The organism is Mesorhizobium sp. M5C.F.Ca.IN.020.32.2.1, assembly GCF_004023105.1.
GTDB classification, from domain to species: domain Bacteria; phylum Pseudomonadota; class Alphaproteobacteria; order Rhizobiales; family Rhizobiaceae; genus Mesorhizobium; species Mesorhizobium wenxiniae.
Genome location: NZ_RZSX01000080.1, coordinates 1 through 12,147, shown reverse-complemented (window position 1 = coordinate 12,147; position 12,147 = coordinate 1). Strand labels below are relative to the sequence as shown.

General features: G+C 63.4%; 13 protein-coding genes. 4 read left to right on the top strand and 9 right to left on the bottom strand.

Features of this window, described 5'->3' with window-relative positions; translation table 11 throughout:
- Both EOA86_RS06420 and EOA86_RS06415 read left to right on the top strand, forming a co-directional pair.
- Positions 1–509 (top strand): DUF934 domain-containing protein (locus EOA86_RS06420; RefSeq protein ID WP_164891588.1); only part of this gene is annotated, 509 nt, incomplete at its 5' end.
- Positions 510–647: 138 nt separating this feature from the next.
- Positions 648–1,268: a DJ-1/PfpI family protein gene (locus EOA86_RS06415; RefSeq protein ID WP_128341030.1), complete on the top strand. Its 621-nt coding sequence runs from the start codon at positions 648–650 to the stop codon at positions 1,266–1,268.
- Between the two features lie 144 nt (positions 1,269–1,412).
- Here EOA86_RS06415 and EOA86_RS06410 read toward each other — a convergent pair whose 3' ends face one another.
- Both EOA86_RS06410 and EOA86_RS06405 read right to left on the bottom strand, forming a co-directional pair.
- The gene (locus EOA86_RS06410; RefSeq protein WP_127211877.1) at positions 1,413–2,435 is read right to left on the bottom strand and encodes a fatty acid desaturase; all 1,023 of its coding nucleotides are present in this window, start codon (positions 2,433–2,435) and stop codon (positions 1,413–1,415) included.
- Positions 2,436–2,579: 144 nt separating this feature from the next.
- The gene (locus EOA86_RS06405; protein ID WP_128341029.1) at positions 2,580–2,816 is read right to left on the bottom strand and encodes a hypothetical protein; all 237 of its coding nucleotides are present in this window, start codon (positions 2,814–2,816) and stop codon (positions 2,580–2,582) included.
- A 238-nt stretch (positions 2,817–3,054) separates the two neighbouring features.
- On the opposite strand from EOA86_RS06405, the gene grpE reads away from it, so the two are divergent.
- Together grpE and EOA86_RS06395 are read left to right on the top strand one after the other, a co-directional pair.
- Entirely contained in the window at positions 3,055–3,690 is a 636-nt protein-coding gene (gene grpE / locus EOA86_RS06400) for a nucleotide exchange factor GrpE (protein ID WP_065010170.1), read from the top strand.
- A gap of 114 nt (positions 3,691–3,804) precedes the next feature.
- Entirely contained in the window at positions 3,805–4,437 is a 633-nt protein-coding gene (locus EOA86_RS06395) for a trimeric intracellular cation channel family protein (protein WP_095520339.1), read from the top strand.
- A gap of 72 nt (positions 4,438–4,509) precedes the next feature.
- Here EOA86_RS06395 and EOA86_RS06390 read toward each other — a convergent pair whose 3' ends face one another.
- From EOA86_RS06390 to EOA86_RS06360, 7 genes are all read right to left on the bottom strand, one after another.
- A complete protein-coding gene (locus EOA86_RS06390) occupies positions 4,510–5,397 on the bottom strand; it encodes a GNAT family N-acetyltransferase (RefSeq protein ID WP_128341028.1) in 888 nt (295 codons plus the stop codon).
- Between the two features lie 165 nt (positions 5,398–5,562).
- Positions 5,563–7,851, bottom strand: a complete 2,289-nt coding sequence (locus tag EOA86_RS06385; protein ID WP_128341027.1) for a PAS domain-containing hybrid sensor histidine kinase/response regulator — start codon at positions 7,849–7,851, stop codon at positions 5,563–5,565.
- A 111-nt stretch (positions 7,852–7,962) separates the two neighbouring features.
- Positions 7,963–8,952 (bottom strand): MDR family oxidoreductase, encoded by a 990-nt coding sequence (locus EOA86_RS06380; protein ID WP_065010141.1) that lies wholly within the window; start codon positions 8,950–8,952, stop codon positions 7,963–7,965.
- Between the two features lie 52 nt (positions 8,953–9,004).
- Positions 9,005–9,505, bottom strand: coding sequence for a signal peptidase II (gene lspA / locus EOA86_RS06375; protein WP_128341031.1), 501 nt, complete (start codon positions 9,503–9,505; stop codon positions 9,005–9,007).
- An 8-nt stretch (positions 9,506–9,513) separates the two neighbouring features.
- Positions 9,514–10,371 carry an RNA methyltransferase gene (locus EOA86_RS06370; protein WP_128341026.1) on the bottom strand — a complete coding sequence of 286 codons (858 nt, stop codon included), beginning with the start codon at positions 10,369–10,371 and terminating at the stop codon, positions 9,514–9,516.
- Positions 10,371–11,405 carry a class I SAM-dependent rRNA methyltransferase gene (locus tag EOA86_RS06365; RefSeq protein ID WP_128341025.1) on the bottom strand — a complete coding sequence of 345 codons (1,035 nt, stop codon included), beginning with the start codon at positions 11,403–11,405 and terminating at the stop codon, positions 10,371–10,373. The genes EOA86_RS06370 and EOA86_RS06365 overlap by 1 nt, the downstream gene beginning before the upstream one ends.
- Positions 11,406–11,494: 89 nt before the next feature.
- Positions 11,495–11,980 carry a hypothetical protein gene (locus tag EOA86_RS06360; protein WP_029348184.1) on the bottom strand — a complete coding sequence of 162 codons (486 nt, stop codon included), beginning with the start codon at positions 11,978–11,980 and terminating at the stop codon, positions 11,495–11,497.
- Positions 11,981–12,147: the final 167 nt, after the last annotated feature.

Below are 12,147 nucleotides of genomic sequence, written 5' to 3'. Positions count from 1 at the left end.
CCCGCCTCTGGACCCCGAAGGGTTTTCGCGAGGACGAGTGGACCCATGCCGAAAGTGCCGACGCACTGTCCGGCAATGGCCGCTTCATCCTGCCGCTGCAGGTGTTTCTCGACCTCGACCCGGCGGTGCGCCGGTCGGCGAAGGAACGCATCGGCGTCCTGCTTCAGCCCGGCGACCAGCTCGCAAAGATCGCCGACCTGCTCGACCAGATATCGCTGGTGGCGTTGGCCTTCCCGGCTTTCAGTGACGGCCGTTCCTTCTCAAAGGGAGAACTGCTGCGCAGCCGCTACCATTTCGAGGGCGCGGTCCGCGCAACCGGGCAAGTTCTGGTCGACCAGCTGCCGCATATGCTGCGCCTCGGCTTCGACGAATTCGAAGTGTCGCATCCGGTGCTTTTGAAACGGCTTGAGGAAGGCCGCACCGGCGGTCTGCCGCTGTATTATCAGCCGACCGAGAGGCCGGAGGCCAAAGGCCCTAAATATTCCTGGCGGCGGGTGCGCGCCGGCTGATCGCCTGCGCCGGGCAGATCGCCGCATCTGGTCGGACCACCTTGCAGATTCAGTCTTTTATTTTCGGTGTCCTGCCCTTAGGATAGGCTCATTATTTCGTGCGCCGAAATAAATATCGCCGCTAAGGGAGGAACCGGAATGGCTGGTAAGAAGATATTGATGCTCGTTGGCGAGTTCAGCGAGGAATACGAGATTTTCGTCTTTGAACAGGCCATGCATGCGGTTGGCCACACTGTCCATGTCGTCTGCCCTGACAAGAAGGCGGGCGACATACTGAAGACTTCGCTGCACGACTTCGAGGGCCACCAGACCTATACGGAAAAGCTCGGCCACGACTACATCCTCAACAAGACCTTTTCCGAGGTGAACCCGGTCGAATACGACGCCGTCTATGCGGCGGGCGGGCGCGGCCCGGAATATATCCGTATCGACAAGCGGGTGCAGGCGCTGGTGCGGCATTTCCACGAGACCGGCAAGCCGATCTTCACCATCTGCCATGGCGCGCAGATCCTGATGGCGGTCGACGGCGTGCTGCGTGGCAGGGAAGTCGCGGCGCTGCAGTATTGCGAGCCGGAAGTCACGCTCGCCGGCGGCACCTACATCGATGTCGCGCCGACCGGCGCCCATGTCGACGGCAATCTGGTATCGGCCAAGGGTTGGCCGGGCCTCGCCGCCTTCATGCGCGAATGCCTGAAGGTGCTCGGCACCGAGATCCGCCACGGCGAGATCCTGATGCGCGACGAACGCAAGGCGGCTTGAGCAAGGGCTTGGGAACCGCCGCATTTGTCGTGCGGCGGCTCTACAGCGCCGCGCGTCCTTTTGGGACGCGCAAAGGACGCTGTAGCACTTTGATTCTACGCATGATCCTTTCCGAAAATCGATTTCGATTTTCGGGTCATGCGTTTACGCAGTCATCCGCGCTTCGCGAAACGACACAAGTTTGCTGCGGCTCTCATCCCACAGCGCCAGCTTGACGCAGCGCAGGCTGTCGAGAAGCGTGACACGGCCGATTTCGCGCAGTTCCGGATAGTCCCTCAGGACCTCCTGCAGTCGATAGCACGGCACCTTGGCGGAGAGGTGGTGCACGTGATGCACGCCGATATTGCCGGTGAGCCAGTTCAGCACCGGCGGCAGGTCATAATAGGACGAGCCGTGCAGGGCCGCGTGCTGAAACTCCCATTCGGAGTCCTTTGCCCACTCGGTTTCCTCGAATTGGTGCTGGACGTAAAACAGCCAGATGCCGGCGGAACCGGCCAGAACGACGATGGGTAAGTGGACAACCAGGAACGCTTCGAGGCCGACGAACCAGACGAGGGCGGCGGCGGCGACCGCGATGGCCACGTTGGTTGCCATTGATGACACCCAGGGCGTGAGGCCGCCTCGCATCATGCCGACCGGCAGTCTCTGCTCAAAGATGAAAAGCCAAATGGGGCCGAGGCCGAACATGACGAGCGGGTGGCGATAGAGACGATAGGCAAGGCGGCCCCGCCAGGACATTTGCCGATATTCGGCGACAGTCAGCGTCCTGATGTCGCCCGTGCCGCGCTCATCGAGGTTGCCGGCGCTGGCGTGATGGGTTGCGTGGGCACGTCGCCAGCAATCGTAGGGGGTCAAGGTCAGGATGCCCAGGCCGCGGCCGATCCAGTCGTCGGCGGTGCGGTTGGCGAAGAAGGAACCATGGCCGCAATCGTGCTGGATCATGAAGATCCGCACCAGAAAGCCGGCGGCCGGAAGTATGAGGATCAGACCCCACCAATGACCATGGGCATAAGCAACTGAGGACAGTGCCCACAGCGTGGCAAAGGGAATGAGGGTGATGGCAAGTTCGACGGCGCTGCGCCGCCTGTCAGGTTTCTTGTAGCGCGCCAGGATCTTCAACCAGGCACGTTTGCTGTTCGCCACAGCTTCGGGGGAAATCATGTTCATCAGGAAGCATAGACAGACCATTCCGTCGCCGCAAGGCAGGGATCACGCCAAGTTACTGCGGGTAATTGTCGCGCGACGCGTAAGGTGCTGCAATGTGGGAGGGCATACTTTCGGCGGCACGCAACGACCGACGAATGTGTTGGTCTACCGCCGGGGGCCACGGGCGGCTACGCTGCTCTCGATGCCGTCCAGGCGGTCGAGCAATTCCCTGAAACGATCGGGAATGTCGTTCTCCGTCCGGAACGCCGGCAGCGCACGCAGAAAGCGCATCGTTGCCTCGGTGCTGAACTGGCGCCTGATGCCGGCCGCGAGCCTTTCACGTCTTTCGTCATTGTTGCGGGCGCCATTCTTGTTACGGTCGCCGTCGTTGCGGGTCATCATCTCAAAATCCTGTATCGGCTTCGAAACTCTTCCAGCAGACGAATGGTTCCCCCAACGCAGCATCTTGGCAAGCAAAGCCGGCGGTTACAGTAAAATTTGAATTAATATCGAAAGGTCTTCATGATGCGTCGTCGAACCGCCAGCGGCCCCTCCGGTATCGCTTGCCACTTGATTTTTGGCCGACAAACCTCGATATCGGGCACAAAATCCACACCATTCGAAATGACGGGAAATGGCGATGAGCGACCAGGCAAAAGACGAACGCGCGCCCGATGAAGCCGAGACTACCGGGGCTGCTACCGAACATACGGAAGGCAGCGTCGACGGCGACTACGAGGCGCTTGTGCGGCTGCTGAAGGAAAACGACGAGTTGAAGGACCGCGCGCTCCGCGTCGCGGCCGAGATGGAGAATCTGCGCCGCCGTACCGCCCGCGATGTGCACGACGCGCGTGCCTACGCCGTCGCCAATTTCGCCCGTGACATGCTGTCGGTGTCGGACAATCTGCGCCGCGCGCTGGATGCGATTCCGGCTGAGGCCAAGGCGGCGGGCGATGCCGGCTTCAAGGCGCTGATCGAGGGTGTCGAGCTCACCGAACGCGCCATGCTATCGGCGCTGGAGCGGCACGGGGTGAAGAAGCTCGAGCCGGAAGGCGAGAAATTCGACCCGAATTTCCACCAGGCGATGTTCGAGGTGCCCAATCCGGATGTGCCGGCCAACACCGTGGTCCAGGTCGTGCAGCCAGGCTATTCGATCGGCGAGCGGGTGCTGCGGCCGGCCATGGTCGGCGTTGCCAAGGGCGGTCCCAAGCATGTGGCTGGTGAAGCGCCGGTCGAGCCAGGGCCGGTGAATGAGCAAGCTGAGAAGGATGCGTGATTAGGCAGTAAGGGAGTAGGGTAGTAAGGGACTTGATAGAGGAGCCGTAGCAATCGTGCGGCTTCATGCTACTCATACTCCCCTATTCACCCACTCCCTTACTCCACCATGTCCTTGAACCCAATCGAGCTTCTCGACTATGCCGGCGTCGCCGTCTTTGCCGCGACCGGTGCGCTGGCCGCCTCGCGCAAACAGCTCGACATTATCGGTTACCTGTTCCTGGCCAGCGTCGCCGGCATCGGTGGCGGCACGTTTCGCGACGTCATCCTCAACGTGCCGGTGTTCTGGGTCGGAAACCGCGACTATGTGCTGATCTGCGCGGCGGTGGCGGTCTTGGTCTTCTTCAGCGCACACCGTGTCGAATCCCGCTACAAATTGCTGCTCTGGCTAGACGCCATCGGCCTCGCCGCCTTTTCGGTGATGGGCGCGGCCAAGGGGCTGGCGATCACCGGCTCGCCGGCGGTTTCGATCGTTACCGGCATGCTCACCGCCACCCTTGGCGGCATTCTTCGCGATCTGTTGACCGGGGAGCCTTCAGTGCTGTTGAGACCGGAGATCTACGTTACCGCAGCACTTGCAGGCGCCGCTCTCTACACGCTCGGCGATTTCGCCGGGCTGCCCCCGCTGGCCTCGGGCCTGGCAGGCTTCATGGCTGCTTTCTGCGTGCGTGGCGGCGCGCTCAAATTCGGCTGGGCCTTTCCGTCCTACAAGAGCAGGCCTGGTCGGCGACCGGAAGATATTCCATGAAATGAGACCGGGTAGCGATAACAATCTGCAGCGAATTGGAGGAACTCCCGCTACTCGCTACTCGCTGGAATCTCAAGCGGCGAAGCGCTGGGCTTCCCCGCCATAATAGTTGACGTAGCGGGCGCCGATCTCTTGGACCGGCATCACCACGAACACGTCGACCGTCGAGAATTCGCGATCGATGACGCAGCCGTCGCCGATGCGCGCGCCGACGCGTAGATAGCCCTTGACCAGCGGCGGCATCGCCGCGATCGCGGCCTTGGCATTGACCGCCTCGATCGGCATCAAATCCATGGAACAATAGCGCCCGGCGACCGCACGCACGTCCCAGGCCGAATTCGTCCGGCAGCGATGGGCGAGATAGGTCAGCGCTTCGGCGTGTGCCGCCGGCACAGTGCCGTGGAACGAAGCGCAACCGGTCATCACGCCGATCCCGTAATGGTTGATATAGGCCCAAATACCTTGCCAAAGCGCCTCGATGGTGCGCTTCGAGCGGTATTCCGGCAAGACGCAGGAGCGGCCGAGCTCGAGGAAACGCTGGCCGGGGTGGCGGGCGATAAGATTGGTCAGCTCGAATTCGCCCTCGGAATAGAAGCCGCCGGCCGCTGCCGCGATTTCCTGCCGCAGCAGGCGGTAGGTGCCAACAATGCGGCGATGCTCGGGACCGGACAGCGAGGTGTCGAAGACGAGCAAATGATCACAAAGCGGATCGAAATGGTCGGCGTCGCGGCGATCCTGCACCTGGAACAGGTTCTTCCTGGCGCCAAGCTCGTCATAGAACACCCGGTAGCGCACTTCCTGCGCGGCGGCGATCTCGGCCTCGTTGCGGGCGAGCCGCACTTCGAGGTTGCCGATACGGCCGAGCGCTTCGCCTTTTGTGACGGCATCGACGTTCCGCCCGGTGAGCAAAGCACCGCTAGCGTTCGGCCGAGCGTCACATTCCGGCATAACTGTATGCACGAGTGATTCTCCTTCGAGCCATCCCTCTTGGCACGGGGATACGGTGTAGGTGCAACAGGATTGTGACAGTACCGTGATACGGTGCTGCGGGCAATACTTCGTCGGCTGGGTAATCCTTCAACCGGCTATGTTACGCGGCGGGAGCCAGGAAGGACAGCCGGCGGATCACGCGGCCACCTGGCCCTCGACCGCATCGACAAGCGCGTCGGGGTCGAGCGGCTTGGTGACGAAGCCGCTGGCGCCGTGGGCAAGCACTGCGTGGCGGGTCTTTTCCTGGCTGTCCGCCGACAGCACCATGATCGGAACCGGCGCCACGGCGGTTTCCTCCTCATGCCGGCGGATGGCGGCGATGGCGTCCAGCCCGTCCATGACAGGCATGTGCAGGTCCATCAGCACCACGTCGAAGCGGTGGTTGTGGCCGGTGCCAGTGACGGCCTCGACGGCGGCCTTGCCGTCGCCGACCACTTTCACGCGATGCCCGGCCTTCAGAAGCGTGGCGCGGGCAAGCATGGCGTTGATGTCGTTATCCTCGGCGATCAACACCGACAGGCCCTGCTGGCGGTTGCCAATGGCGCGGACCGATGGTGCGCCGCGCTTTTCCGGCTGTGGCTGGGTGAGGGCGGGTACGTTGCTGGTCAAAAGCACGCGCAACAGCGTCTCGCCACGCACCGGCCTTGCCAGGAAGGTGGCGTAGCCGCTGGCGCGGAACTCGCCCAGCATGCCGCGGTCGGTCGGCGCGATCAGCGTGATCGCCTCGCAGTCGGCAAAGCCGCTCTGGCGAAGGCGCCTTAACAACCTGCCGTCGCCCTCCTCCATGGCCGCATCGACCAGAAGCACGTCGCAGCCTTCTGCGAAGGACGCTGCCTGGGCGTCGGTCGCGGCCAGTTCGACCATGCCGCCATTGGCACGGATGGTGCGGGCGATGGCGTCGGCTTCGATGGCGTTCTTCGACAGTATCACCGCGCGCTGCCCTGACAGCGCATTCTGGCGGGTCTGCGGCGGCTCGGTGGCCGATATTGCAGGGATATCGAAGACGAACTCGGAGCCTTGGCCGAGCCGGCTCGAAACCGAAATCGTGCCGCCCATGGCGATCACCAGGCGCTTGGAAATGGCAAGACCGAGCCCGGCGCCGCCATGCGCGCGGGTCGACGTGCCATCGGCCTGTTCGAATTCCTCGAAGATGCGCTCCATATCGTCCTCGTGGAGGCCGGGACCCGTATCGGCGACGGTGAAGCATATGCGGTCGGTGGTTTCGGTGCAGGCACGAGCGATGCTCACCAATACGCCGCCGCTGTCGGTGAACTTGATCGCGTTGCCGATCAAGTTGAGCAGCACCTGCCTGACCCTTCCTGGATCGGCGGTGATCATCTGCGGCACGTCGGGTTCGACATGGCAGCCAAGGCCGATATTCTTGGTGAAGGCGCGCGCCGCCAAGAGTTCGACGATGTTGTCGGCGATCTCGCGCACCGACATTGGCTGCGGTTCGGGATCGAAGCGGCCGGCCTCGATCTTGGAATAGTCGAGCAGATCTTCGATCAGCGCCAGCAACGCGCTGGCCGAGGTCGAGACGGCGCCCACATAGGTCCGTTGTTCGGGTGAGAGATTGGTGTCCGCCAGCAGCCTGGCCATGCCCATGATGCCGTTCATCGGTGTGCGGATCTCATGGCTGACGGTGGCGAGGAAGCGCGATTTGGCCTGGCTTGCGTATTCGGCTCGCTCACGGGCGGTGATCAGCGACGATTCGGCGTGCTTGCGGGCGGTAATGTCGCGGGCGATGGCGCGATGCGAGACGGCGCCGCTCTCCTTGTCGCGCACGGACAGTTCGATCCATGAGAACCAGCGCGGGCCGATCGGCGTGCTAATGGCGACGTCGGTGGAGCTCAGGCATTCGTGGACGGAAAAAGCGGCATCGGGAACGATGCCGACGTCGATGCCGAGTTCGGCCAGGGCCCTACCGGCAAGATCGCGCTGGTCGGCTCCGACAAGATCGGCGAAAACCTTGTTGGCATAGACGATATGGCCGTCACGGTCGCGGTGGACGACGAGATCGCCAAGCGCGTCGATCAGCCCGCGAAAGCGTTCCTCGCTCTCCTGCATCTCCCACATGCGGTCGGCCAGGGTCTCGACCTCGGCGCGGCTGCGAGCTGCGGTCTCGCCAAGGATGGCAACCGTGCGACGCACCGTGCGCCTGGCACGCAGATGCACGGCGAGACCGGCCATGCCAGTCGCCAAAAGGCCAACGGTGATGACGATCGGCGCTCCGGTCAGGTGCGACAGCCCTGCCAGCATGACGATGGCGACGAGCGTCAGGAATGGCAGGCCTTCGCGATTGGCGGCGGGCAGTTCGGGCGCCAGTGGCGGCGCTGCGATATGCTGCCGCCTTGGCGCCTCCGGGCCGATCGCGTCGACGCTTTCGGCGCTCTCCGTTTCTCCGATGGCGGATTCCGTGACCATGCGGAAACCCTTGCCAGACAGAGATTATGGAAAATTGCGGCGGATCGTTCGAATTTTATCGGTCGCGCGGTTTTTTGCCTTTCTTTCGTGCAAAACGGCAGACGCCAGAACTCACATATCCACCACTACGCGGCCACGGATCTTGCCCTCGACGATGTTGTGCGCGGCGTCGATGATGCCATCAAAGCCGATGGTCGTGGACAGGCTGGCGAGCTTCTGGAGGTCGAGGTCCGTGCCGATGCGGCGCCACGCCTCCATGCGGACCGGCTTTGGCGCCATCACCGAATCGATGCCGAGCAGGCAAACGCCGCGCAGGATGAACGGGGCGACGCTCGCTGGCAGATCCATGCCGCCTGCCAGGCCGCAGGCGGCGACGGCGCCGCCATAGGAGGTCATCGAAAGGACGTTGGCCAACGTGTGACTGCCGACCGCGTCGACGCCGCCGGCCCAGCGTTCCTTGGCGAGCGGCTTTGCCGGCTGGGCAAGCTCGTCGCGCGAAATCACCTCCGCAGCACCCAGGTCGATCAGGTAGGAGCTTTCAGCGCTGCGGCCGGTCGAGGCGATGACATGATAGCCGAGGCTGGACAGGATCGAGACCGCGACCGAGCCGACGCCGCCGGCCGCGCCCGTCACTACCACCGGGCCGCGATCGGGCACGATGCCGTGCCGTTCCAGCGCGATGACGCAAAGCATGGCGGTGTAGCCTGCGGTGCCGATCGCCATGGCATCATGCGGGCTCATGCCCTGAGGCAGCGGCACCAGCCAGTCTCCCTTGACTCGGGCGCGCCCGGCATAGGCGCCAAAATGCGTTTCGCCGACGCCCCAGCCGTTCAATATGACCTTGTCCCCCTTGCGCCAGTCGGCATGGGAAGACGAGATGACGGTGCCGGCGAAATCAATGCCCGGCACCAGCGGCCAGCGGCGGATCACCGGCGCCTTGCCTGATATGGCGAGGCCGTCCTTGTAGTTCACCGTCGTCGCCTCGACGGCGACGGTGACATCGCCTTCCATCAGGTCGGCCTCGGTGAGGTCGGTCACCGCGACCGACTGCTTCTTCTCGGCATCGCGCGAAACGAGGATGGCTTTGAAGGTTTCGGGCATGTCTTCTCCTCGGGCTTTTCGAATGGCCACTGTATGGCGGCAGTAGGCCAGGTCAATCGCTTGAGGGCTTGGCCTCGCGCCGCCAACCGATGAGTTCGTCGAAGACGACCACCACCGCGCCGACCGCGATGAAGGCATCAGCGAGGTTGAAGATGGCAAAGGACCATACCGGGGTGTGGAACAGGATGTAGTCGATCACGTGACCATGGGTGGCGCGGTCGAGCAGATTGCCGAGCGCGCCGCCGACGATCAGCGCAAAGCCGATGCGGGTAAGCACGTGGCCGGGCGGAGTGCGGGCCGCGAGATAGAGCACGAATGCGACGACGAAAGCGGCGATGACCACCAGGCCGGTGTCGCCGAAGGATGAAAACATGGAGAAGGCAATGCCGGTGTTGTAGGTGCGGTACAATGCCAGGAACGGCACAAGATCGACCTTTTCCTGGAAGGCGAGGCCGGTCTCGACCAGATATTTCACCCACTGGTCGAGCGCTATCGCGGCGGCGACCAGCAGGATGTAGGGTAACCACGATTTTGCCGTTTGGGATTTCACCATTTGGGATGTCACGGTCTGGCGTCCTCCGGGGCAAATTTCAGCGCGCCGCGCCGGATCTCGAACAGCATGATGCCGGTGGCCACCGCGAGATTGAGCGAATCGGCCCGGCCGGCCTGTGGAATCCGCAGCAATCTGTCGCAGCTTTCGGCTAGGCTGTCGGGCAGGCCCTGCTGTTCGTTGCCCATCATCAGCAGCACCGGGCCTTTGGAAAAGTCGACCGAACGGTAGTCGACCGCACCTTTCAGATGTGTGCCGGCAACGAGGCCAGGAAAGCTTTTTCGCCACGCGAGGAAGGCGTCCGGCGTCGCCTTGGCGACCGGCACGGCGAAGATCGAGCCCATGGTGGCGCGCACGGTCTCGACGGAAAAAGGATCGGTGGTCTCGCCGACCAGTATGACGCCCTTGGCGCCAACGGCATCGACGGTGCGGATAACGGTGCCGAGATTGCCTGGGTCGCGCACGCGGTCGAGCGCCACCCAGACGTCGCCGTCTCGAACGCGGATGTCCTTCAGCGGCAGGAACTTCTGCGAAAAGACGCCGACCACCATTTGCGGGTTATCGCGGCGGGTGATGGCGACGAGCACTTTTTCGGAAACTTCGAGCACGGTGCCGCCGGCGGCAACCGTGCGCGCCGCGACCTTTTCGACTGCCGCGTTGCCGCGTCCGGCTTTGGCGAAGACCAGCGTCTGGATCGACCAGCCGAGGTCGAGCGCGTCGATGACCAGCTTCAGCCCCTCGGCCATGAAGGCGTTCTGCTGGTCGCGGAATTTCTTCAGGGCGAGAGCCTTGATGTCCTTGATCAACGGATTGGCGAGGCTGGTGACCTCTTTCACCTGCCCTGGCGCGCCGGCGTGCCGCTCGCTCATCAGGCCACCCAGCGCGAGAACAGCGACGTCGACAGCGCCCGGCCGGCGGATTTCTCGCGGATGATCAGTTCGCCGGATTCGACCGTGCCGCCCATGCCTGCGAAAGTGTCGCGCATTAAGGCGTGGATGGCGAAGAAGGAGGCGCGGATCGAATAGGCGGTCAGCACGACAGCAAGCGGCTTCGGCGTCAGGATCGAGCGGCAGAGGTTGGTCAGATCAGGCAGGTCCTCGAACAATTGCCAGACCTCGCCCTTGGGGCCACGGCCATAGGCGGGCGGATCGAACAGGATGATGTCGTAGCGGCCGCCGCGGCGCTCCTCGCGCTCGGCGAATTTCATCGCGTCGTCGATGATCCAGCGGATCGGCTTTTGCAACAAGCCCGCCATCTCCTGGTTCTCCCTAGCCCAGCCGATTGCCTTCTTGGACGCATCGACATGGGTGACCTCGGCGCCGGCGCGCGCCGCCACCAGCGAGGCAAGGCCGGTATAGCCGAACAGGTTCAGCACCTTGACCGGTCGCTTCGCCGCCGCGATCAGCCCGGCCATGTGGTCCCAGTGCGAGGCCTGCTCGGGGAAGACGCCGACATGGCGAAACGAGGTGAAGCGGCCGAGATAGTCGATGCCGTCATGCTTCATCGGCCAGGTCTCGCCGAGCGGCGTCCTGGGGAAGCGCCAGCGGCCGATGCCTTCCTCGTCGGTGTCGCCGGTGAAAATGGCGTCGGCGCGGTCCCAGTTTTCGGCCGGCAACGCTTTTTGCCAGATCGCCTGGCCTTCGGGCCGGACGATGCGATAGGGCCCGTACTGCTCGAGCTTTTGACCGGCGCCGCTGTCGAGCAGCGCATAGTTGGCGTTGGGCGCCACTTCGAGGATCAGCGGCAGGTGTTCGGCGGGCAGGGCGCCGTCGCGGCGGGAAAGGACGCGCGGCGCGGTGCGGTTGCCCGATGCTGTGCCGGTTGCGCGCGGCGCCTGTTCCGCCCCGCCCTTTGCGAGCTGATGCGAGCGGCTGTCGCGGCGTTTGTCGCGAAAAGGTTTCAAGAAGAGCATCTCCGGGGCGACTTGGCCCGCTTCTGCCACAGCACCTTCACCGGTGCAACAAACGCGGTCGCTGGACATTTCCGAAACGGTCAGCCGCGCCTGATCCAAAGCAGGGCGACAATCAGCGATACGAAACCGACGGCCTTGAAGCCGGCGACGATCATATGGCCGGTTTCCCAGCGCAGTCGGATCGCTTCGAAATTTTCCGGGATCGGTCCAGGCACCCAGGTGGCCAGAATATCGTTCGCCGGCTTGACGAGAGCAAACCACATCGCAAGAGACACCGCATAGAGCACGGCAGCGGCCAACGCATACCAGAACGCCGGACGGTCATTGCGCAGCATCCATGCGAGAAGTCCCGGACAGCCGATCGCGGCCACGTCCAGTGGCGCGCCAATGACGGCAAACAGCTGGAACTGGGCCTTGAAGACAGTCGTCTCGCGCCAGAGAGAAGGTGACCACTTCGTCAGCCGAGGAGCCGATTCCAGGACATGGGCGAAGGATGGTCCAAGGCTGAGCGCCGCCATGACGGCGGCCAAGATGGACCAGAACAACAGGAACCCGCGTATCTCCATAACGCCCGAACAACGGTGCGACGCCGGAGACGTTCCCGCCGATCGGGAACAGGGGAGTAGGGGAGTAGGGGAGTAGAGGAGTAGAGGAGTAGAGGAGTAGAGGAGTAGAGGAGTAGAGGAGTAGAGGAGTAGGGGAGTAGGGGAGTAAGGGAGTAAGGGGAGTAAGG